The sequence below is a fragment of the Pseudomonas sp. 30_B genome (assembly GCF_017491605.1).
In the GTDB taxonomy this organism is placed as follows: domain Bacteria; phylum Pseudomonadota; class Gammaproteobacteria; order Pseudomonadales; family Pseudomonadaceae; genus Pseudomonas.
The window spans coordinates 171,845-195,537 of record NZ_JAFGYY010000009.1; the positions used below are offsets into that span (position 1 = coordinate 171,845).

Consider the following 23,693-nt stretch of genomic DNA (forward strand, 5'->3'; position numbering starts at 1 on the left):
ACCCATTGTCACGCCTCCTTCTAGGTACCTCCGATGTCCGACCGCGCCGCTCGCCTGCAAGCCCTCCAGCAAGCCCTCAAGGAGCGCATCCTGATCCTCGACGGCGGCATGGGCACCATGATCCAGAGCTACAAGCTGCAGGAAGAGGACTACCGCGGCGCGCGCTTCGCCGACTGGCCGAGCGACGTGAAGGGCAACAACGACCTGCTGCTGCTCAGCCGCCCGGATGTGATCCAGGCGATCGAGAAGGCGTACCTGGACGCCGGCGCGGACATCCTCGAGACCAACACCTTCAACGCCACCCGCGTGTCCCAGGCCGACTACGGCATGGAAGAGCTGGCCTACGAGATGAACGTCGAGGGCGCGCGCCTGGCCCGCCAGGTCGCCGACGCCAAGACCGCCGAGAACCCGGCCAAGCCGCGCTTCGTCGCAGGCGTGCTCGGCCCGACCAGCCGCACCTGCTCGATCTCCCCGGACGTCAACGACCCGGGCTTCCGCAACGTCACCTTCGACGAACTGGTAGAGAATTACAGCGAAGCCACCCGCGGCCTGATCGAGGGTGGCGCGGACCTGATCCTGATCGAGACCATCTTCGACACCCTCAACGCCAAGGCCGCGATCTTCGCCGTGCAGGGCGTCTATGAAGAGCTGGGTGTCGAGCTGCCGATCATGATCTCCGGCACCATCACCGACGCCTCCGGCCGCACCCTCTCGGGCCAGACCACCGAGGCCTTCTGGAACTCGGTGCGCCACGCCAACCCGATCTCCGTCGGCCTGAACTGCGCCCTCGGCGCGAAAGAGCTGCGCCCCTACCTGGAAGAACTGGCGACCAAGGCCGGGACCCACGTCTCCGCGCACCCCAACGCCGGCCTGCCCAACGCCTTCGGCGAGTACGACGAGAGCCCGGCGCAGATGGCCGAAGTGGTCGAGGAATTCGCCGCATCCGGCTTCCTCAACATCATCGGCGGCTGCTGCGGCACCACCCCGCCGCACATCGAAGCCATCGCCAAGGCCGTGGCCAAGTACGCCCCGCGCACGATCCCCGAGATTCCGCGCGCCTGCCGCCTGTCCGGCCTCGAGCCGTTCACCATCGACCGCAACTCGCTGTTCGTGAACGTCGGCGAACGCACCAACATCACCGGCTCGGCCAAGTTCGCCCGCCTGATCCGCGAGGAAAACTACGCCGAAGCACTGGAAGTGGCGCAGCAGCAGGTGGAAGCCGGCGCCCAGGTAATCGACATCAACATGGACGAAGGCATGCTGGACTCGAAGGCGGCCATGGTCACCTTCCTCAACCTGATTGCCTCCGAGCCGGACATCTCCCGCGTGCCGATCATGATCGACTCCTCCAAGTGGGAAGTGATCGAAGCGGGCCTCAAATGCATCCAGGGCAAGGGCATCGTCAACTCCATCTCCATGAAGGAAGGCGTCGAGCAGTTCAAGCACCACGCCCGCCTGTGCAAGCGCTACGGCGCCGCCGTGGTGGTGATGGCCTTCGACGAAGCCGGCCAGGCCGACACCCAGGCGCGCAAGGAAGAAATCTGCCAGCGCTCCTACGACATCCTGGTCAACGAAGTGGGCTTCCCGCCGGAAGACATCATCTTCGACCCGAACATCTTCGCGGTCGCCACCGGCATCGAGGAACACAACAACTACGCGGTCGACTTCATCAACGCCTGCGCCTATATCCGCGACAACCTCCCCTACGCGCTGAGCTCGGGCGGGGTGTCCAACGTGTCGTTCTCGTTCCGCGGCAACAACCCGGTGCGCGAGGCGATCCACTCGGTGTTCCTCTACTACGCGATCCAGAACGGCCTGACCATGGGCATCGTCAACGCCGGCCAGCTGGAGATCTACGACGAGATCCCGCAGGAGCTGCGCGACAAGGTCGAGGACGTGGTGCTCAACCGCAACCCGGACGCCACCGAGGCGCTGCTGGCGATTGCCGACAACTACAAGGGCGGCGGCGCCACCAAGGAAGTGGAAGACGAAGAATGGCGCAGCCATAGCGTCGAGAAGCGCCTGGAGCACGCGCTGGTCAAGGGCATCACCACTTGGATCGTCGAGGACACCGAGGAGTGCCGGCAGAAATGCGCGCGCCCCATCGAGGTCATCGAGGGCCCGCTGATGTCCGGCATGAACGTGGTCGGCGACCTGTTCGGCGCCGGCAAGATGTTCCTACCGCAGGTGGTGAAATCCGCCCGCGTGATGAAGCAGGCGGTTGCCCACCTGATCCCCTTCATCGAAGCGGAGAAAGGCGACAAGCCCGAGGCCAAGGGCAAGATCCTCATGGCCACGGTGAAGGGCGACGTGCACGACATCGGCAAGAACATCGTCGGCGTGGTACTGGGCTGCAACGGCTATGACATCGTCGACCTGGGCGTGATGGTCCCGGCGGAGAAGATCCTGCAGACCGCCCGCGAGCAGAAGTGCGACATCATCGGCCTGTCCGGCCTGATCACCCCGTCGCTGGACGAGATGGTCCACGTCGCCAAGGAAATGCAGCGCCAGGGCTTCCAGCTGCCGCTGATGATCGGTGGCGCCACCACCTCCAAGGCGCACACCGCGGTGAAGATCGACCCGCAGTACAGCAACGATGCGGTGGTCTACGTCACCGACGCCTCCCGCGCGGTGGGCGTGGCCACTACCCTGCTGTCCAAGGAAATGAAGCCCGAGTACGCCCGCAAGCTGCGCGAGGAATACGCGGAAGTGCGCGAGCGCACCGCCAATCGCAGCGCACGCACCGAACGCCTGAGCTACGAGCAGGCCATCGCCGCCAAGCCGCAGTTCGACTGGGCCGGCTACCAGCCGCCGGTGCCGAGCTTCACCGGCGTGAAAGTGCTGGATGACATCGACCTCAACGTGCTGGCCACGTACATCGACTGGACGCCGTTCTTCATCTCCTGGGACCTGGCCGGCAAGTACCCGCGCATCCTCACCGACGAAGTCGTGGGCGAAGCGGCCACCAGCCTGTTCAACGACGCCCAGGCGATGCTGAAGAAGCTGATCGACGAGAAGCTCATTCGCGCCAAGGCCGTCTTCGGCTTCTGGCCGGCCAACCAGGTACAGCACGACGATCTGGAAGTCTACGGCGACGACGGCCACAAGCTGGCCACCCTGCACCACCTGCGCCAGCAGACCATCAAGCCCGACGGCAAGCCGAACTTCAGCCTGGCCGACTTCGTCGCGCCGAAGGAAAGCGGCGTGAAGGACTATGTCGGCGGCTTCATCACCACCGCCGGCATCGGCGCCGAGGAAGTGGCCAAGGCCTACGAGGCCAAGGGCGACGACTACAGCGCGATCATGGTCAAGGCGCTGGCCGACCGCCTCGCCGAAGCCTGCGCCGAGTGGCTGCACGAGCGCGTGCGCAAGGAATACTGGGGCTACCAGCCCGATGAGCACCTCAGCAATGAGGCGCTGATCAAGGAGCAGTACGTCGGCATCCGCCCGGCGCCCGGCTACCCGGCCTGCCCGGACCACACCGAGAAGGGCACGCTGTTCAAGCTGCTCGACCCGAAGGGCGTCTCCGGCGTAACCCTGACCGAGCACTACGCCATGTTCCCCGCTGCCGCCGTCAGCGGCTGGTACTTCGCCCACCCGCAGGCGCAGTACTTCGCCGTGGGCAAGGTCGACAAGGACCAGATCGAACGCTACAGCGCGCGCAAGGATCAGGAAATCAGCACCAGCGAACGCTGGCTGTCGCCGAACCTGGGGTACGACAACTGATCAGGGCCGCTGCCGGATTGCCGGCAAGCCCGTGGCAATAAAAACGCGAGGCCGAGCGATCGGCCTCGCGTTTTTCGTTCGGTCACCGCGCTATCGCTCGGGCATGATGGACTTTCCTGCAGCGCGCCCCCGCAAGGCCACGCTGCACTGAACCCACAAATGCTGGATAATCCGCCGGTTCACAGGATGTTCATCCTAACTGGCGCGCACGAGGCATCCATGCCGGCGGCCCGTCTCCTTTCGCTGCACAGAGAGAGAAACCCATGAAATACCTCACCCCCGAACAGATGGCCAAACCGCGCAAGCGCCGCCTGCTGAAGAAGCTGCGCCTGGGCGAGTTCCAGGAGTTCGGCTTCAGCCTGGAAGTGAACTACAGCGGCGACCTGGATGACGTTCTCGATCAGTGGATCGCCTTCGTCGAATCCGAAGGCTGGGTCTTCGTCGGTGGCGCCACCGAAGAGGGCGAGTTCACTGGCTACCTGTGCCTGAACGCCGTCGGCAGCCTGACCGACGCCGACCGCGAAACCACCCGTCTGTGGCTGGAAAAGCAGTCCTGGTGCAAGTCCTTCGAACTGGGCGAGCTGAGCGACTGCTGGCACGGCCTGTTCGAGTAAGCACCATCGCTTCCGGCGATTGCCCATGCATCGCCGGAAGCGCCCTCCGCACGTCCACCGCAACACCTGAGCGGCGCAAGCAGGCCATCTCTGGCAGAACGATTGCCGGCTGAAACATGGCCACTCCACAGCAGCCACCCATTCAAGCAGTTCTCCTCGCCAGCAACTCCACGGACCACAAAGCACCTCCGGTACGGGCAGGAGCATGAGGGTTACGCTAGGCTTTCCCTCAACGAACCCGACCGGCACGGGTGCGCCCGTCTCCCAAAACAGGCCGGAAGCTCACTGCCTCCAAGGACGCCATGCTAGAGCGCCAGCGTCTCCAGAACATTCTCAGTCTGGGCCTGCCGATCATCGGCGGAATGCTCAGCCAGAGCCTGCTCAACCTGGTGGATGCCGCGATGGTCGGTCATCTGGGCGAGAAGTCCCTGGCCGGCGTGGGCATCGGCAGCTACGCCAACTTCGTTGCGATCTCCCTGGTGATGGGCCTGGGCGCCGGCGTGCAGGCGCTGGTGGCACGCCGTCGGGGCGAAGGCCGCCTGGAGGAACAGGCCGCACCACTCAACTGTGGCCTTCTGGTGGCCCTGGGCCTGTCGCTGCCGATCACCCTGATCTGCCTGCTGTTCGCCGAACCCATCGTTCGTGTCCTGTCCGGCGATCCCGACGTGCTGGCGGTCGGCATCCCCTACTTCGAGTGGCGCGCGCTGTCGGTACTGGCAGTGGGGCTGAACTTCTCGTTCCGCGGTTACTGGAACGGCACACGCCGCTCGGGCATGTACATGCGCACGCTGGTGGTCATGCACCTGGCCAACGCGGCGATCAGCTACAGCCTGATTCACGGCCTGTTCGGCCTGCCCCGCATGGGCGCGGTGGGCAGCGGGCTGGGCACCACCCTGGCGCTCTACCTGGGCTCGCTGATCTACGCCTGGATCACCTGGCGCGATGCCCGCGCCCAGGGCTTCCGCCCTCGTCTGCCGAGCGAACGCGACATCCGAGTGATGCTGCGCCTGTCGTTGCCCAATTCGCTGCAGCAGTTCTTCTTCGCCGCCGGCATCACCCTGCTGTTCTGGATCATCGCCCAGGTCGGCACCCGCGAGCTGGCGGTGGCCCACGTGCTGATCAACCTGGCGCTGTTCCTGATCCTGCCCGGCATCGGGCTGGGCATGGCCGCCACCACCCTGGTCAGCCAGAGCATGGGCGAGCGCGACTTCGACAGTGCGCACCGCTGGGGCTGGGACGTGGTGAAGGTGGCCGCCTGCGGCTTGGCGCTGCTGGGCTCGCCGTTCTGGCTGTTCCCCGAAGCCATCCTGAGGCTGTTCGTCAGCGACCCGGCGCTGATCGATCTGGGCCGATTGCCGCTGACCCTTACCGGACTGGGCATGGTGATCGACGCCACCGCGCTGGTGCTCACCCAGGCCCTGCTCGGCGCCGGCGCCACGCGCACGGTGATGGCGGTCAGCCTGGGCAACCAGTGGCTGTTCTTCCTGCCGCTGGCCTATCTGGTGGGTCCGGTCATGGGCGGCGGCCTGCTGGCGATCTGGAGCATGCAGATTCTCCAGCGCGGGCTGGCCTCGGTGATCTTCGCGATGATGTGGCAGAAGCGCGAGTGGACGCAGATCGAACTCTAGCGGCTATGTTTCCAGGGGCTAGGTTTCCAGGAGCCGGGTTTCCAGGAGCTAGGCTCTTAGATAGGAGGTGCGAACGATGGACGATCAACAGAACAAGCCGCCGAGCTTCTGGCAGATGCTGCACAGCGTACTGGCCGCCGCCTTCGGCGTGCAGAGCGGGAAGAATCGCGCGCGCGATTTCACCCAGGGCAAACCCAGCCATTTCATCGCCATGGGCATCGTCTTCACGCTGGTCTTCGTGCTGCTGCTCTATGCGCTGGTGCAGGTGGTGCTGCACTTTGCCGGGGTCTAGCATGCGCCCGGCGCCCGGCGGCGATCCCCTGTCCCGAAGCGCCGCCCCAAGCTCCACTGTGCCGGATGCGCACTGACGTGGTCGTCTTTGCCGACTCCCATCGGGCCGGGCCCCATCGATGGCGCATTCCGGACGCGGTGGTCAATTGTTACCTTGCCTCACAGGCTCCGTCAGCTCGTACCAACGTTATTTCGACTCGCCTGTTTGCGTTACGGCCCTCCTCCGTATCATTACTTGCAATGGCTTCACTGGCGCCCGCTCCGCGCACGACGAAACAGTTGTCCGGGATATCGCCCATCCGCTGCATCCAATCACGAACGGACGCCGCGCGAGCACGGGATAACGCCACATTGCGCTGAGCATCTCCGGTGGAGTCGCTATGCCCTGTAATCACGATCAGCCGCCCTGGCTGCGCCTTGATATTGATCAGGCTGGTGATCAGCACCTTGTCCGAACCGGGCTTGAGCTCCGCGCTTCCCGGCGGAAACAGCAGCACGCTGTCCAGCCGAACGGGGTCGGCTACGGTCGGCTCAGGCGAATCGGCCGTTGCAGACGGCTGTGGCGTTGCTGCCAGACCGGCACCTTCCAGCGCCTGCGAACCACCGCCCCACCACAGGAACACACCGGTCAGAAGGATGAGGACTGCGAGCATCAGCAGCCAGGGCCAAAGCGCCCGACTCCTGCGCACCGGGGTACCACCGGGCACGGGCGGCGGTACCTGCTCGGGAATATCCAGCTTGAGTACCTCCATGGCCGGATCGGAGCTCGCTGCCGTGCCCACAGCCTTACGCCGCCTTGCACCGATGGGTTTTCGCGAGGCAGTTTCCTCTTCTCCCGCCACTTCTGGCACCGACACCGGGGACAAGTTCTCTCCTGTGGCGGCGACATCCCGCGCGAGGCGCTGAATCATGGCCTGCACATGCTTGCGCAACGTCAGCAGCGAGATCAGGGGCGCCTGCGCCCTCCCCTCCAGCCACTCGCTCAGCCTCCTCAACGCATCGTCCAGGACGCGAAGCGCCGGCATCTGTTCGACGCTCAGCCCCTGGCGTCGCAGCAACGGCTGCAATTGATTGAACAGCCAGGCCAGTATTTCCAGGCGCACCGGCAGCGCCGGCGGCCACACGCGCTCCCACTCCTGAACCAGCAGCCGGTTGAGCAGGTGCAGCCCATCGTCCATGCCGTCCAGGCCGTGCAGCTGGGCGCGGGCCAGCGCGAAGGCGGCGGCCGACTGCAACTCAATGCCATGCTCACGAAACAGCATCAGGCAGAGATGCTCGACCCGCAGCCAGTCCACATCCGGGCAAGCCGGATGATTGAGCTTGGCCAGTTCAGCCCCCAGCGCGGCAAACTCGCCGCACCCAGCGGGGTCACCGCCCAGGCTCAGGTTTTCCTCGGACAATGTCGTCATTGGGCATCCATGCCGTCAGCGCGCCAGGTATTCATGCTGTTTCAGGTGGCGCATCAATACCCGCCCTTCCGGGGTCAGTGTGGTGTCGAAGGTCGTACGCGCACCGTCGCGCAGTTCCACCTTCAGGCTGTATTCCAGGTGCCCCGGCCGGCTCTGTGGCAGCAATTCGATGCGCACGTCCGCCAGGCGCGGTTCGTACTTGAGCAGCACCTGCGTCATCGTGCCCATCAGGCCATGTGCGCTGCCCGGCATACCGTGCAGGATCTGACTCATGTCCGGCAGACCATAGTCGGGCAAATGGCTGAGGGTGCCGGCCCGGCAATTGAGGATGCGCTGCAGGTTGTCCAGCACCGAGAGCAAGACCTGATCTTCCTCGTGCACTCGATGCAGATCGAGCTCACCGGTGAAGTTCTGCAGCAACAGCTCATAGAGCGATGGGTTCTGCTCACTCACCACCAGGAATCCTTCTTCTGCAACGGCAGCACGCTCAACTGGTTGTCGCCCAGTTCGATCACCCGAGGCTGATCCGGGTCCAGCTCCTCGCGTGGGAGCACCAGGCGCCAGTTGTCCTTTTGCGTGTCGGGGGAGCGGAACAGTGCAACCACTGCGACGAACTTCGCGTCGTCAGCCATCGGTACGTTCAGTTGCGCGCCTTCATCCGGCTTCACCACCACCCGGCGCGTGTCCAGCAGATCCGCAGCGAGCACGCCGTCGCCATCGCTCAGCAGGCTTTGATAGTCCGCACTGTCCAGTGTCTTGCGGTCTTTCAGCTGGTAGACGCGCACCAGTGTCGAAACCGACATTCCCGACATGTCTGTACTGGCGGTGTTCAGCGCCGCGCGGGCGTTGAAGTCCAGGTGCAGAACCTTGACCTGCTTGTAGAAAACCTCGTGCGCAATGGCGCTGCCTCCATCCATCACGCGCTGGGTCAGCCCGCATCCGCCGAGCAGGATGCCCAGCGTTGCCGTGGCCAGCAGCGTCCTAAAAGCGGTAAGCGACATGCTGAATCTCCCTATGCTTCATGTTTTCGCTCAATCCCTGGTAGTGCCCCAGATTGACGGTTATGCACGATTGCCCGGCGTCGGGATCGAGCCCCAGTACGCCCGTCAGCCCCAGCAACACCGGGGCGCCGCCCAGCACCGGCTTCGGCAGGCATTTCACCGGCAGAGTGAGCTGCAGTTTCGCGGTGCATCGCCATCCCAGGTACACCCGCAACAGCACCAGCAGATCGCTGTGCAGTTGGCTTCCCGGCAGCCAGCCTTGCGCCTCGGCAAGGTCCTCAGTCACCAGTTCCAGGCGCACCTGGCTATTGGCATCCGCGCCCACGGCGCCCAGTGGCGTGCCCTGGGAGAGGCTGACGGGCCACTCTTTCGACAGGCTGGCAGGTTGTGCCAGCGGCACCTTTCGGAGCCAGTGCGCAGTCACGCGTGCCTGTGTGTTCGGCGCCAGCAGCTTCACCAGCGCGCTGATGCCCTCGGCATTGCGGGTCGGCAGGCGCATCACGCTGAGCAAGGCGAGGAAGCGCGATACCGGCGTGGCGACGTGATTCGCCGTCCCCGGAATGCCCAGCCCGATCAGCCCCAGCAGACACTGCGAGGTGCTGTCCGTGCCACCGGCCTCGAAGGTCGCTGGGTAGGAGTACTTGCGCCAGATGCGGTAGAACTGGGTGAAGATGCGGTGGTTGAAGATGTCGAGGAAGGCCTCCAGCGCTTCGTGCCCTTCCCTGCGCTGGGTAATGTCGTCCAGGTAGGCGGTGGGCAGCGGGGAGTCGACGCCGTACAAACCGAGCAGCCGGGTACGCACCGTGGCGGGGCGTTCGGGATACTCCTCGTCGAACTCGATGGCCTTGAGCTCGCCGGCGGGAAACGCCATGCCGGGGTGCGGACGAAAACGCACGGCATCGTCGCTGGGCCGTGTCGTGGTCCCCAAGGGGGGATTGTCCGGAGCCGCCGCTTCGAGCAGCTGGCAGAAGCGGTACAGGTTCGCTTCGGACACCCGCGCCGCCAGCCTGTCCAGCAGACCGCTGGCCTTCAGCCGGGAATACGCTGACTGTGGTTCTCGGTCCATCGCAGGCTCTTACCGGTAGGTTGCAGGACCAGCGTGAGCTGGTTGAACAGGTGGATATCGGCGTACAAGGCAAAGAAGCGATTGAGCATCTCGCCGAACAGAGTGATGTCGCCCTCGCCGCAGAAACCGTTGGCATCCAGCGTCACCTCGATGTCCACGCCGCGCAGCAGGAAGCCCTTCTCGAAGCGCTGGATCAGGTGATGGCGAACCTCGACGATGGCCGCCAGCCGGCGGCGGTTCAGCTCGCTGTGGGTCCAGTCGTACAGCGCCAGGGTGCCGCGCAGCACTTCGGCGTTGTCCAGCATCGGCAGGAAGTTGGAGCCCAGGTGGCTGAGCACGCGCCAGTGGAAGCGGTCCTGGTTGGGCGGGTAGCACGGCAGGGTCGGCGCACAGAGATTGCGCACCTTCAGGCCCATCAGCGGCGTCTTCACCAGTGAGTCCAGGAGAGTGCTCTGCAGCGCCTTGCGCGGCAGTTGGCCGTTGGTGCCGGTAAGGCGCAGTGACAGGCTTTCACTCTGGCTCAGCCGGTCGGCATCGAAGCCCTCACCGCCAAGAATCAGCCAGGTGTCGTGCATACCGTTCGCCCCGCGCTTCATCCGCGTGTGGAAGTAGCGCTCCGGCGCTTCGTCCCGCAGCATGCCGCCCTTGTGGCGGAAGCTGGTGAACGGCACGTAGTCGCGTTTCGACGAGTGCTTGAATGAGGACACATTGTCCACCGAGTAGATCTCGGTGTGCCCGTCCTGCAGGCGCATCGGCCGTAGCAGGTAATCGGTCTGCAGCGGCAATAGTGTCAGGGGGTCGGCCTCGAGCGGGAACAGGTTGATCACCGGCACCGCATGCAGCCGTACATGCTCGACGCTCACCACGAACTCGTGCGCCCACTGCTCGCTCAGTACCACTTCGAGTTCGAAGCCCGAAAAGCCCGGCGCAATCGGCATCTGCTCCAGCCCGCAGAGTGTGACGAACATGAACTTCTCGCGGAAGGTGAAATACTCCAACAGCAGTTGATAGCCGCTGAAGGCGCCGTCTCCCTTGGGCCAGAGGCGATCGTCCTCGCCAAACCCCTTCGGTGAGAAATGCCCGTCCAGCTTCAGTCGGTCGGGCTGCCCCGGCACGCGGACATACAGCGTCTGCGCCTTCAGCGTCAGGGCATGGTGCAGTGCGCAGGCCAGGGGGGCGTCGGCATTGAGGTACAGCGGCAGGCGGCTCAGATCGATCTGCGACCAGTCCGCCAGGGGGCTGCAGGCAAACCGCAGGTGCAGGACCGAGCGCCCGTCCGGCTCGCTGGTTACCCGCACCGTGTCGATGGTCATCGGGTACAGCGTGACATCCTGGGTGGCGGTATAGCGGCAGCGCGTACGCCGCGGCCCCACCGGCTGCGACATGATCTCGAAGCCCTGCGGCACTGCCTCGCAGCGCTTCATCTCGCGATAATCCGGCGTCAGCTCGACCACGGACAGCGACGGAATGGTGCGCAGATAGTGCGGCCACAGCAGGCTCACCAGCCCCTCGGTCAGCTCCGGCAGATCGTCATCGAGCTTCTCGCGCAGACGCCCCATGAGGAATGCGAAGCCCTCGAACAGCCGCTCCACGAAGGGATCGCGGGCGCCGGCCTTGTCCAGGTTGAGCTGCGCCGCCCGGTCAGGGAACGCCTCGGCGAACTCCTTGCCCGCCTCGCGCAGGTAGCGCATTTCGGCATCGAAATAACGCAGTGTCAGATTGTCCATGCTCACCGTTATGAATCCGCGAAGTCGCTCAGCCGCACAGCACGGCCGAGCGAACAGGGTCGATCGCGACCAGGGCAGCCAGCAGGCCTTCCATGCGTCGCGCCAGGGTGGTCTTGTCGGCATCGCTGCGCTGGGATTTCTGCCGCAGCAACTTGAGCAGGCGTGCCTTGACCTCGAAGCCCAGTTCCGGCTCCCAGGCGCTCAGCCCCTGCTGCTGCGCAACGGCATCCAGCTCGCCCAGCAGGTGGATCGCCAGGTCGCTCTTGCCGTACTGCTCGGCCACCCGCGCCATCAGCAGGCGCAGCAGCCAACGCTGTCGCCCGGTCGTCGCATCCGGGCGCGCGGCCAGCCAGACCAGGGCGGCCTCGACCCCATCGCTGTCGGCCTGGGCTAGGGCTTCGCTTTCCAGGGCCAGGATGTCGTCCGCCACGGCGCTACTCGGGACGGACGTGGACATCCACGGAGCGGGCTGATTGCCGCTCACCTGCTGGATGATCCATTCGCGCGTGGGCTCATCGGCGAAGGGCGTGCCATCGTTCCAGCGCAACTGTTCGATGCCCGGCAGGCGTTCGAGGAACATGCCCAGGTCGCGCTTGATGATGTCCGCCCAGCCTTCGTAGGGGACGCCCAGCTTGCCCAGGCTCTGGCAGAGGTACCACTGCAGGTCCAGCCAGAAGTGATTCACCCCTTCGGCGTACATGCGCTCCACCTGGTCCAGCAGTTCGATCCAGCTCTGCTGCAGGTACAGGCGTTTGAGCTGGGCGCGATACTCCGTGCGCGGGGGGGCCAGGCGGGTATTGCCGTTGGCCTCCTGCACCGGCAACTGGTGCACGGTGTCCCAGCGCAGGCTGGTCAGCAGGCGATGGGCCGCCAGCCAGCCCTGCGGCTGGTCGCGTAGATAGCCGGCCAGCGCCTTGCCGCTGTCCAGCAGATCGCGACCGGACTTGATCGCCGACAGCATCGGCGCCGTCGAGTGCGGCGCGGGCTCCGGATGCGCGGCGCTGTTCTGCGGCACCAGCGCGTTCACACCGCCCGATTGCGTCAGGCGCGCGGCCAAGGCCCCGTAGAGTGCCCCCAACCCCGGACGGTCGGCTTCCGGCCAGGCGGCAACTATCTGCTCCAGCCAGGCCAGCGCCGCCACCGTGCGCTGCGCCTCCGCCTTCACCACCTCGGGGAATAGCGACAGGCTGTCCAGCACCTTGCCGCTGGCCAGCCATTCAAGCGCCATGCGCCGGCTGTTCGGACGGGTCGGCAACACCTGCCCATCGAATCGTTCGAGCAGTGCCGCCAGCAGTTCCAGGCCATCGGCTAGCCCCGCCTCGCCGTCGCGCTGAGTGCGCGCCCAGAGGTAATAGGTGGCGATGCGCAGGTCCTTGTAGCGGCTCTTCAGCAACTGCTCCGCCAGTTGCGCCACCCGGTCCACATCCGCCCCGGACAGCTTGTTGACCTCCTCGCGCATGAGCTGGAAGTCATCGTCGTAACCGGGGTCCTCGCCCACAGGCACGTCACTGCTGATCGGCGTCAGCCAGGGCTCCCAGCCACTCGCCTGAGCCTTCGCCAACGCCACGGCGTCCTGCCCTTCCAGGCAGGTCGAAATCAATCCCTGCAAACTCATCGGTGTGTCCTGTATTCCTTCACCTGAATCGGCCTCCCTACTCGAACGGATCGGCCACGGCATAGGGATCAAGCTGCCCCACACCGGCATTGAAAATGTTCTCCGGCAGCTTGAAGCCCCGCAGTTGCAGCAGGGCCAGCGGCCCATTGCCCAGTTCGGTGCGCATCTGCCAAGTCAGGGGCAGCTTGTCCGGTGCGGTCAGTACCAGCTCGTAGCGTGTATTGCTGTCGTCCAGGGCAGTGACCTGGGCCTGTTCGAGCAGGCGGATCAGGCCCCAGGTGCCGGAGTAGTCGCCGAACAGCCGCGCCCCGGCCTTGACGCTGGTCCAGCTCAGCGAGGCGCCCGGGTGGTCCATGCCGCCCGGCCAGGTGAACTGCTGCCAGCTCTCCATCTGGTTGAAATACTCCAGGGTCACGCCGTCGAGGATGAGGGTTGTCTCCACCACATTGCGCACGGGCTTGGCCTGGAGCTCGAACGTCATCCCCATGCCGCCGTCGGTGTAGAGGACGTCCGCCAGGGCGCTGAGCTGATTGACCGCCTTGAGAAACTGCGGATTGAAGTGCAGTCCCTGGCTGTTGGCGCTGTCCGGCACCCAGCGGTTGCCCTCCTTGTGCAGCACGCCGCCCAGTTGTGTGCTGATGAACTGATCGATCCGCCCGCTCCCGGCCCGAATCATCTGGCCCAGCATCGGCAGCGAAGCGTCGCTGCCGGTGGCGGCGAACGGATAGCGGCCATCGAAGGCCTGGACCCAGTTGGCCACCACCGCCCGCTGCCACTGGCGATTCAGGCTCTGAGAGGAAGGCTGCAGTACGCCCTCCCAGGCCTGGCTGAGCGGTTGCACGAAGAGGTTCTGGCCAAAGCCGCTCCACTCAGCCCCCAGGCTGGCGGCGATCAGGTCGCCATAGTCGAGGGTATCGGTGAGGTCGACGCTCTTGCCCTGGAACACCGTCTGCGCCAGGGCCTGGGTGGCAACCTGCGGGTCGCTGGCGTTGGTGACCTGCTGCAGCTTCAGGCGCACGCGGGTCACGCGGGTGAGGAAGGCCTGCAGGCTCAGGCTGTCGTCGCCGTTCGCGGCCGCGCCCTTGTCCTTGCCGAGCAGGGCGAGCAGTGGACCGAAGGTGCTGTCCAGCGGGCCACGCGGCTCAGCCGACTTCTGATCGATCGCCGGCTGCTTGTCCTTCTCCAGCAATTGCTGCGCCGACTTCATCAGCGAGTCGGCCAGCGCCTCGCCCTTGACCTCGGTCTTGCCCTGGTAGGCCAGGGTGTTCATCAGGGCAATCAGCGGCGACTGGCGCACGTCGCTGAGCAGGGTGAGCTGGCTGATGGCATCGGACAGGCTACTCGCCTGACGCCAGCGGATGCTGTTGAGAAACGCCAGCCAAGCGCCACTGAAGTCCTGGAAATAGCGCTCGGTCAACTGGGCCTTGAGCACCTCGGGATTCAGCTCACTGTCGAGCGTGCTCTGCTGATCGCTGAGCACCCAGTCAATCTCCTCGCGACGCGCCTCGGCCACCTCATCGATCGCCTTGCGCACCTGGCCCTCCCAGGCCTGGCGGGTGAATACCCCCGGCACCGTATTGGGGGTATCGAACAGGCTGGAGGCGTCGGTCTCGCCGACCATCTCCATCAGGGTCATCGCCGCGTAGTTGTTGCTCGCCTGGTCGAGCACCTGCTGGTACAGGTTGGCCACGCCGTTGCGCTGGCCCAATTGCCCCAGCAGCACCTGCCGGGCCTTGGCCACCAGCGCCGGCTGAGCGGTGATGCGCCACTCGGGATGCGCCGCCAGATGCTGCGCATAGAAGGCCCATAGGTTGGGCGACACGCCTTGCCACAGGCCCGGCGCCACGCCGGGACGAGCGGGTTCTGATTCTGTCAGCACCTTGGTCAGGAAGGTGGCATCGACCTTCTCCGGCCGCCCCATCATCAGATAGGCCTTGAGCTGCCCGTGGGCATCCTCTGCGCGCGTCACCCGCTCGGGGCTGTCCGCCGGCAGCGCGGCCAATTCGCTCAACTGAGTTTCCAGATGCTTCGCCGCCACGTCACGCATCAGGCGATTGTTGGCCTGGGCATAACGCGGCCACAGCGAGGCCAGCAAGGCATCGTTCTGGCTCATCCCGAAGCGCTGGTACCAGGGCACACCGTGTTCACGCCGGTAATCTAGCCGCGCCAGCTCGCGGGTCAGTTCGTTGAGCGCGGTCAGCTGTGCATCCGGATTACCCGGTTTGCCGATGGTCACCAATGCCGACTGCACCGTGGCGATCTGGCTGCGGTTGCTGGCGAAGGACAGCAGCAGGGCGAGGAGGCAGAGGCCAGCGAGGCCAAGTGCGGCGGCGTAGGCTCCGCGCAGCCAGGTCCAGCCACGCGGGCGACCACCCAGGGAATTGTCGCCAAGCACACCACGCCAGGCTGGGTCGACGTGCCAGCCATGTTCGATTCCGCCGATCGGTTCACGCACGGGCAGGCTGAACCACAGCCCACCCGGCGTCACTTCCTCGTTACGCAGTAACGGCTCCAGAGCTTCCTTCCAGCGCGCGATTCCTTCGCTACGAAGGTCGCTGGCGAGACGCAGCAGGAAGTCATGGCGGCAGTTCTCCTCCATCTGCGCCAGACCCTTTTCGCGCAGTGGCAGTTCCAGGCGCTCCAGTCTGCCGGCCAGTTGCTCACTGCTCAGGCGCGGCGTCAGTTGGCAGCCCACCGCCTCCACCGGGCGTTGGCTCTGGTCCCACTCGCTGCCCCGCACCTCCCACAGATGCACCGGCGCCTGCCAGCGCAACGCCTGGGTGATTTTCCGCAGATGAAGCACTGCATTATCCATATGCCCGGGCTCGGTGCTCTGCTCCTTGTTCAGTGCCCAGACGATGCCATCCAGCGGACGGCGCGGGCAGAGCTTGCGCCAACGTTCCAGCAATTCTTCATTCACCGCACCCTGCAGGCTGCCGCCCCAAAGTAGGACGGTGCGCTCGCCTTCGAGCCATTGCCGGTCTTCCAGCCTCGGGGCGATAGCCTTGATCTCTGCCGGCTCGCCGACCACCAGCAGCAAGCGAACCTTGCGGCGCCAGAAGTAGCCGATGTTGTCACGCAAATGCTTGCGCAGAGCCGTCAGCACGGCGTTGGCGCCCTTGTCGCTCGCGCCCTTGTCAGACTTCGCCGGGAGGTCATCGGCCGATGCGTGCCAGTAGCTCGTCAACCCGACCTTGCGCGCCATCAATCGATAGCCGCCTAACAAGGCCACCAGTAGCACCGTAAAACCGGAAGCAACCCACCAGCCTGCCTTCTGTGCATCGCTTCCGGAACGCACACCCAACAGCTCCGGTCGCCACCACAACAGCAGGCAAACCACTGCCCCCACTATCGCCACCAGGGCGATCAGCCCCCATATCTTCCATGTACGCATCGGACTTCCCTACTCCTGGGGTACTACTGCCGGCATCACGACCGAACACCACATCCACGCGTCTTCCGCGCTGTCGCCTGTAAAAAGGAACTGAGGCTCCGCCTTGTTCGCTATCGCTTCCACCGCCGCTGCTATGGCTACCCATGGCGCTGCCTTGCCGGGGTCGCCCAGAAGCGCGCCAAGGTTGTGAGTGGTCTTTGCCGGCAGATGAACCTCATCAACCACCGATGCAATTGCCGCGTTACGGGCCGTATCGGTACCCACCAACCAGACTCGCCCGATGGATGACGCCGGCACTGGCACCCAGTCCAAAGCTTGTGAAGCGGCTTGCAGGGCCGCCTCTTTGGCGGACCCACCCACTGGTTCGGGCCGGTGCAGGTAGGCGTGCGGTGGCAGCCGGTCCTGCGTCAGGCGATTGCCGAACAGCAGGCCAACCACCGCTTCGGCGGAATCTTCGAGACTTGAAGGCGCGATCTGGAACGACACCACCATCAGCAGCGCCTGATCCTGGATGCGCTCATCCAGCCATTGGTCGATGGCCTCCAGGCCGCTGCCTTCGATCTGCGTCACGGACTGCCGAATCCCCGACTCGGCCAGGGCCTGCTGCCAGACCTTGCTGGCAATCAGGTCGCCGATGCCACCTTCCATCTCCAGAACCAGTGACACGGGCGTTTCGGGAGGAAGCTTGGCGAGAGGCACCGCCAGCTCTTCCAGCACGGTCGACAATACCCGCAGCAGCAACTGTCGCTTGTTCTCGCCTTCCATCGGCGGCAAACGGCTATGACGCATGCCCTGGTTGCTCCAGCCGGGCTGCGCACGCAACTGACTACCATCATTCGCCAGCAATGCCTCGCATTGCGCCCGCCCGCTTTCCGCAGCCGGGTCTCGCAACGCCGTGTGCAAGCTCACGGCCAACACCTGCTGCGACCGCCGACCACGGCGCATCTTCTGCGTCAGGTCCATTTCGCGCGCTTCGTTCCAACCTTCCACGGCGCTGAGTTCGCCGAGATAAACCAAGCCCCGCACGACGGCCGCGCCCATCCAGGCGAGCGCCGGCACACCCAGGGCGAACGGCCAGAAACGCGTCGGAGCCAGCCCATCGCCACCCAGCCACAGCGTCAGCGCCACGCCCAGCGCCATCAGCGCGGGCAACGGCAGCAACCACAGCCAGAGGCGCGGAGAGGCCGGCTCGTCCAGCGCGGGAGGCACCTTGTCCAAGCGGACCGTCATGATCAGCCCGCCGTCGCCTCGGGCAGCGAGGTCAGAAGCGCACAGCCACAGGCACAACGGTGCCCATGGAAGGCCACCAGGATGCCGTTGTCCTTGAAGGAGGGATTGCCCTCCGCCACCACGGTCGGACCATGGGCCGGGCAACTGACCGGATCGCCGACCCGTGCCACGCCAATACCATCGAAAACCATCGTTTCCGAGCCCGACAGCACCTTGCCACCGCTCGTGGTTTTGTCGCCGATGCGGATTATTCCTTGCATATTCACCCTCCAAAAAACAAATAAAGACCCACTAACAAATAAAAAGCAAAATTAATCAAAAATAAATTATACCCATCATTAAACCAAATTCAGACTGATATCATTAACCTACAAAGACAGCGAGGACCTCAAAACTTCAGGAACATAATACTTAATTCCATTAAACCTAATAACCTTACGCGAAACCCTATCAGGCGAGTCACCCCCAACGCATTCTCCCCCCATCATCTCTGACGAGATCATTCTTCTCCTCATCGTCACTTCGATATCATTCTTTTGATTTGTCACAGAATTCATTATCGACAAAGTCGACTCCACCCCAGTGCCTTCACGAATACAATCCCCATTCAACTCAACATTGTACGACAACGTCTTTAAACCTCTCGCAATTGAGGTGATCTCCGCTCCCGACCTAACATACAAGTTGACAAATTGCTCTTCAAATTAAACAACACCAGACATGGCTTTCTGCGAAAACCTCACACCAAAAGCGACCTCATCGCTGGACACCCTGTATTTCGCCGTATCGACAGATACAGATGTTGGATATACAGCATCTATCCTAGCGATTCTCTTATCATTCACTAAACTTTCCACCTTTCCATTTGACGTCTTCACCACTGCAATTACGGCAGCTAAGTATGTCTCCTCAACCTTTCCACTACGTACGGTGTAGGCATAAGGAGCCACTACAATGGAGTTACCCGGCCGAGATGACCATCGCTTGCAAAGAGGCCCCAAGCCCGACACATCAAAGCTCAAGTAGCCGTTTACTAAAACCTCATGCATTGCCACATCAGAAATCTTCTTAAAAGACAACCTCTCCATCTCGCTACAAGCAAACGCACTACATGAAAATAAAACAAAAAACAGACAAATCATGAAATACATAGCAGGACACCAAAGCAGGTTAATTTCGTAAAAACAGACAATTCACATCCCGTCAACCCATCCCCCCAATAGCCCTACCACCCTACAATCTCTAATTAACATCCACCGCCCGCATATATCTTTCAACAAAACCTAAAAGCTCTTTAACCCCATCTATCTCGCATTGAATCTCTAAAATCTCAGAGCGCTGACTTCCAAGACCTGAGTACAACATACACCTATCATGTAAGCTCACCCTTTGAGACGGATAGAAATCTTTCGGAATCTCATATTCAGCGCTTTTTCTTTAATCAACAATTCAATAGCACTTTCACTTCTCGACAGGTCATTCATCATGCAATCAACCATGTCATGGTGCGAAATACCTTCCGTCCTGAAAACATCTTTTATTGCAGAACTGGGCAGGACATCAGAAGCCATAAGCAATGTTAGAGCCCCCATCATACTAATACTCAACCTGCACCTCAGCATTATGAGCTCTTAACACTCATTGAGAACCCCTTCCCTCAACAGATGAAAACTTTGATACACACTTACTGGAAGGCCCAATCCTTCCGGAAAGCGGAAACTCCAGCCCGTCAATATCCGCGTGCACACCACAAAATCCAAGACCCAGAGCTGTTGGATCCACCCCTTTCGAATCAAACCTCAACGCTTTATCTTCGCGCGTCAGAGATATCACACCACTCGAAGTTTCTCGAACAAGCGCACCACCCACCAAACTCATATCAATGGAAAATGCACAAACATTCTGATTTGCCTGCACGCTATACAAATTAACTCTATACCCAGAAGCAGAACTATTTACACTCAAATAATCATAAAATCTTTTAGAACAAGACTTCCCGTCTTTTGGATAGGTGCACAAATAGCTTCTATTTGCGTAGCACCCCTTACCCCCAAAAGATGAGGATTCTTCAGCAGCCTTGCTTAAGGGAGCCGCAGACACTCCAAAGGAAAAGCACAACGCTGCCTCAGAAGCCATCAAGAGCAATGCTCTCAAAAAAGTCATTCAGCACCTCAAGACATTAAGTAACAAGCACGATCCCTCCCCGCCTCCCTCGTATTGTGAAATACTCAGACGCACTCTGTATATAATTCGCAAGCTTCACGACACCCCCCAGAAACATGCCGTGAAAACTCAACCACTTCCAACATCACTCATCATCATGAATTCGCATATCAACTCTTGATGGAATTCCATCTTTCATACCAGACCTAATCATTGCCGCCGCATACTCCCTGTAGTAGGCACGCGCACTTTCCTTCTCACCAACCCCCCATAAGACATCTGCAATATTTATCTTCAGCACAACTCTCGAGGGCGCAATCTTCTCCAAGGCTCTATATATTTTCAGTGAATTATAGTTATCACCCCCCTCCGCCAAATAGAAAGCTATATCATTAAGATCCACGACATTCTTATTATCAGGCGGATAACATGCCAGATACGACTCAACCCCCATGTATAATCCATCTGCAATTGCAGATGCCTTACCTTCTCGACCTACAACCCTACCAACCTCATCAAGAATCCTCCTCGGCGATTCCGTTGCCAGTCCAAATCCAGCTTCTTCCCGATCATCCCCAGAGAACAGCTTCCACTTTCCGCCAACCCAGTGTCCTGAGCAACTACTTGCTGGAAAACTTTTCGAAACACAACCTGTTGTCATGTCAATAACATCACAATAGTTGCTTTCAGTCTCTTTCTTAGAACCATCCTCAAGATAAAGATCACCCACAACCAACCGTTGAACTCGTAATGTTTTTTTATCTTGAGAAATACCGTCCTGCACTGGCGAAACAAAAACCCGCAAACCTTGAGAAACTTTCGGATTGGAAGTTGAATATAGCGACATGCTCGATCCGGGGCGTTGATAGCTAATATCTCCCCAAGCTCTAACATCACAATTCCAAGAAGAAAGAATTATCTTGGAGCTTCCGACACCTTCTACCTCCGCATGACCTCTATCACAATCAGCAATTGAAAACCCAGAGAACAAAAGAATAAACAGAGATGAAATGTATATTCCCATATCAAAGAGCCTGCCTAAGATTAGCATAGCGTCCAGCTGCATCCGTCATATTCCGAGCAGGGCCATATCTTTCTATTACTGCTTGCTCATAGGTTGAATGATCCGCCCCCAATCCGACACATCTCTACTTACATTTGGATTAGCATGAAAAAATCCATCCAACGCCAACTTTAGATCATTCGCCACATTACCAGGCCTATTAACATGTTCATCTAAAACAAGCGCCCTTCCAAGCCTTGATTTAAACAAATCCCCTGCTGAAAATCCGTAACCATTTGGAAATACCGTCAACGACTTCCTTAGTCGGTTAACAAAATCCATAACCTGAAGACAGGTGTACTCGTCACTTGAAATTGCACAAGACATTGATGAAACCGGAGGAGAAACTATCACGTGTCCGAATGTCCCCGCAGAGCACCCCTCTCGCAAGCTTTGCTTTAACTCTTGTCCTTCCAGCCTAACGCCCCCCTTCCACTCTGAGTTCTGGTAATACATCCGAATTTCCGAGGCATCGCCTTCCAAATACCAACCCTGCTCTTCAAACATTGACAAATACAAATCCGGGAACATTCCTCTGAATCTATCAACCTGAGCAGGAAGCTCTCCTCTTCCATGTATATTTATAGTCTTCTGCATTGCTCCGGCAGTTAATATTTCACTATCATAGCTTTGTACTGCTTCGATCTTCCCTTCATTCTCAGTCATAGCACATATTATTTCTTTCTCTTCTTGGCTTACCTGCCCTGCCTGCAACAGCTCACTCCATTGATCAACTTGTGCCAGTCTTGTTCTTCCCCAATGAACAGGCCCATAGTGATCCCCCCACCTTGTAACCTTTACAACCGCCTCGCACTGGCACTTCTGTCTTACAAAGCGCGAAACCAGCCCTACCGGATGAAAGTGAAACACCTCCCCATTCCCCGGCAACCCAAGACTTGCCGCCACCTCACTCCACCAACTTAACTTCCGCATCCGTTCCTTGCCCGCCGCCCAGTTGGGATTGGGCGTGGAGCCGCTATGACCCAGCAACTCGTCCAGGGAATCCCACTTTTGCGCTTCGTAATACCATTCACTTTCGTAATGAATGACCAGTTGCGAGATGGATTGGGCAACGGCCGGCAAACGCAAACCGGCCTGCAGTTCATTGGCGGTCATTTTTCCGTTGGCGTCGCCATCGGGGATCAGGTCGTACAGGCGCTGTTGCAAGGGACCTTTTTCCATCCGCTCGATCAATGGGTGATAACGCTCCAGTTGCAACTGATCCAGCTCATTCGCCGCGCGCATGGAGTAGGCGAGATTTTCCCGGTTGGAAATGTCGTTGTAGATCAGCGCAAAGCCTTCCCATGCCCAGGGGCTGACCCAAGGCGTTACGTCGACCTCCTCGCACACCCAGCCATCGATCTTGGTGAAATCAGCGGTATTGAGCAGCCCGTCGAGGCGGTACCAATTACGGGGTTTTGCGCCGCCCGAGGCCGGCACCCGGATTTTGTATTCCGCGCGCAGGCCGTTGAGCAGGCTTTTCGGCAACAGGATGTCGGTGCCGGTGGTGGGTGTATCGGGCGTCGAGGCAGGAGGATGGCTGGCGTCGATGCTTCCCTGGTGCGCTACGACTGGCGTGCCCGCCGCCAGCTTCAGCCTGGTCCTGCCGCTGTCGGGCAGGTCTTTCGCCCAATTGCGGCTCTTGTCGATGAAGACTTCGACGTTCTCACCGCTGAAGACTTCCAGGTGCAGATACTGTTGTGGGTGGGCATCGCCATCATTCTGAGTGTCGCCGATGTGGCCGATCAGCTCTCCGGCCTTTATGGGGACAGGGGTGGCCAATACCACGATGGAGTCCTGGGCTTGCGGCTCGGGCAGCCCCTCCAGCGACTCGAAGTGGACGTACTGGTTGACGCTCTCCAGCTTGCGGAAATCGCCCTCACCACTGACGGTGACTTCGGCGCCACGCGGCAACCTGCCGAGGATAGGCGTGCCGGGGTTGCTGTTGGGTTCGGCACGGACATTGAGGGTATTGGCATTCACTCGATAGAGGTCGCCTTCGATATGGCTCAGATGCTGGACGGCCAGGTAACCGCGTAACGCACCGTCCTCCATAAGCGAAGCGGGGCCGCGCGGGGACTCCAGTTTGCGGTACGCGCCTTCACCGCTGATGGTGACCCTGGTGCCACGCGGTAACAGGTCTATGACCGGGGCCTTGTGGGTCGCGCTATGGTCAGCCCGGCAGCGGACGTTCAGGCCTCTGACACCGGGCTTGCCAACGAAGGTGTCGTTCACTGTCTGCTTGACGCGCAGCTCCGCGCCCCGGGGCCAGAAGGCCGGACGTGCGAGGGTGTCATCCTCCTGATAGGCCGCCCAATGCAGCAGGTGCATGTAGAGGCTGTAGAACGTCAGCTCCGGCGGAGCTGCGTCACTGCCTTCAATCTTCGGTGCCTGCAAGCGGTGCCGTACAAGTACAAAACCCGTGGCGAAGGGTGCCTGGATGCAGGTGTTCTGTGCCATGTACAACGTGCTGAGCGGGTACTGCGAGTCGATGCGGTAGGCCACCACTTCGCCGTCGGCGATGCAGCGCACATGAGTCTGATCGATGCCGACAATGCCTGCCGTGCCGGCATCGAAATGCACGCCACCATGCCAGAACCCGTTGCGGCCCAAGGGGTAGTAACCGCCCATGGCATTGGCGAGATTGGTCAGTTGCACCAGCGGGTTGGACTTGTCACCCAGCGGATGGCTCCAACTCTTCAGCGGCTGAAGCGGTGTCGGTGTCGGTGTCGGTGTCGGTGTATCAGGCATATCAACACATCCTTT

17 protein-coding genes and 1 pseudogene are annotated in these 23,693 nt (G+C 61.4%); 4 read left to right on the plus strand and 14 right to left on the minus strand.

Annotated elements, in window-relative coordinates; translation table 11 throughout:
• Positions 1-33 precede the first annotated feature (33 nt).
• The 4 genes from metH to J5M67_RS12465 all read left to right on the plus strand — a co-directional run bounded on the left by metH (position 34) and on the right by J5M67_RS12465 (position 6,260).
• Complete coding sequence (metH, locus tag J5M67_RS12450) at positions 34-3,726, plus strand: methionine synthase (RefSeq protein WP_207885625.1); 3,693 nt, start codon at positions 34-36, stop codon at positions 3,724-3,726.
• 263 nt (positions 3,727-3,989) lie between these two features.
• A complete protein-coding gene (locus tag J5M67_RS12455; protein WP_207885626.1) occupies positions 3,990-4,340 on the plus strand; it encodes a 50S ribosome-binding protein YggL in 351 nt (116 codons plus the stop codon).
• Between the two features lie 302 nt (positions 4,341-4,642).
• Complete coding sequence (locus J5M67_RS12460; RefSeq protein WP_207885627.1) at positions 4,643-5,968, plus strand: MATE family efflux transporter; 1,326 nt, start codon at positions 4,643-4,645, stop codon at positions 5,966-5,968.
• Positions 5,969-6,044: 76 nt separating this feature from the next.
• Positions 6,045-6,260: a DUF2970 domain-containing protein gene (locus J5M67_RS12465; RefSeq protein ID WP_207885628.1), complete on the plus strand. Its 216-nt coding sequence runs from the start codon at positions 6,045-6,047 to the stop codon at positions 6,258-6,260.
• A gap of 148 nt (positions 6,261-6,408) precedes the next feature.
• On the opposite strand, the gene J5M67_RS12470 is transcribed toward J5M67_RS12465, so the two are convergent.
• The 14 genes and pseudogenes from J5M67_RS12470 to J5M67_RS12530 all read right to left on the minus strand — a co-directional run bounded on the left by J5M67_RS12470 (position 6,409) and on the right by J5M67_RS12530 (position 23,678).
• A complete protein-coding gene (locus J5M67_RS12470) occupies positions 6,409-7,668 on the minus strand; it encodes an OmpA family protein (RefSeq protein WP_207885629.1) in 1,260 nt (419 codons plus the stop codon).
• A gap of 15 nt (positions 7,669-7,683) precedes the next feature.
• Positions 7,684-8,121 carry a type VI secretion system baseplate subunit TssE gene (tssE, locus tag J5M67_RS12475; protein ID WP_207885630.1) on the minus strand — a complete coding sequence of 146 codons (438 nt, stop codon included), beginning with the start codon at positions 8,119-8,121 and terminating at the stop codon, positions 7,684-7,686.
• Positions 8,118-8,669 carry a type VI secretion system lipoprotein TssJ gene (gene tssJ / locus J5M67_RS12480; RefSeq protein WP_207885631.1) on the minus strand — a complete coding sequence of 184 codons (552 nt, stop codon included), beginning with the start codon at positions 8,667-8,669 and terminating at the stop codon, positions 8,118-8,120. Before tssJ ends, tssE begins: the two co-directional genes overlap by 4 nt.
• A complete protein-coding gene (gene tssG / locus J5M67_RS12485) occupies positions 8,650-9,735 on the minus strand; it encodes a type VI secretion system baseplate subunit TssG (RefSeq protein ID WP_207885632.1) in 1,086 nt (361 codons plus the stop codon). Before tssG ends, tssJ begins: the two co-directional genes overlap by 20 nt.
• Positions 9,699-11,468, minus strand: a complete 1,770-nt coding sequence (gene tssF / locus J5M67_RS12490) for a type VI secretion system baseplate subunit TssF (RefSeq protein WP_207885633.1) — start codon at positions 11,466-11,468, stop codon at positions 9,699-9,701. Before tssF ends, tssG begins: the two co-directional genes overlap by 37 nt.
• Before the next feature lie 22 nt (positions 11,469-11,490).
• On the minus strand, positions 11,491-13,077 hold the full coding sequence (tssA, locus tag J5M67_RS12495) for a type VI secretion system protein TssA (RefSeq protein ID WP_207885634.1): 1,587 nt from the start codon (positions 13,075-13,077) through the stop codon (positions 11,491-11,493).
• 37 nt (positions 13,078-13,114) lie between these two features.
• Positions 13,115-16,471: an ImcF-related family protein gene (locus tag J5M67_RS12500; protein ID WP_207885635.1), complete on the minus strand. Its 3,357-nt coding sequence runs from the start codon at positions 16,469-16,471 to the stop codon at positions 13,115-13,117.
• A 9-nt stretch (positions 16,472-16,480) separates the two neighbouring features.
• A complete protein-coding gene (locus J5M67_RS12505) occupies positions 16,481-17,701 on the minus strand; it encodes a hypothetical protein (protein WP_207885636.1) in 1,221 nt (406 codons plus the stop codon).
• 2 nt (positions 17,702-17,703) lie between these two features.
• A complete protein-coding gene (locus tag J5M67_RS12510) occupies positions 17,704-17,961 on the minus strand; it encodes a PAAR domain-containing protein (RefSeq protein ID WP_207885637.1) in 258 nt (85 codons plus the stop codon).
• Positions 17,962-18,405: 444 nt separating this feature from the next.
• On the minus strand, positions 18,406-18,852 hold the full coding sequence (locus J5M67_RS12515; RefSeq protein ID WP_207885638.1) for a hypothetical protein: 447 nt from the start codon (positions 18,850-18,852) through the stop codon (positions 18,406-18,408).
• Positions 18,853-18,943: 91 nt separating this feature from the next.
• Positions 18,944-19,123: pseudogene (locus J5M67_RS29925) on the minus strand (hypothetical protein); the annotation flags it as partial.
• 216 nt (positions 19,124-19,339) lie between these two features.
• Positions 19,340-19,864: a hypothetical protein gene (locus tag J5M67_RS12520; protein WP_207885639.1), complete on the minus strand. Its 525-nt coding sequence runs from the start codon at positions 19,862-19,864 to the stop codon at positions 19,340-19,342.
• 145 nt (positions 19,865-20,009) lie between these two features.
• Positions 20,010-20,930, minus strand: coding sequence for a type IV pilus biogenesis/stability protein PilW (locus tag J5M67_RS12525; RefSeq protein ID WP_207885641.1), 921 nt, complete (start codon positions 20,928-20,930; stop codon positions 20,010-20,012).
• Between the two features lie 33 nt (positions 20,931-20,963).
• The gene (locus J5M67_RS12530) at positions 20,964-23,678 is read right to left on the minus strand and encodes a hypothetical protein (protein WP_207885643.1); all 2,715 of its coding nucleotides are present in this window, start codon (positions 23,676-23,678) and stop codon (positions 20,964-20,966) included.
• Positions 23,679-23,693: the final 15 nt, after the last annotated feature.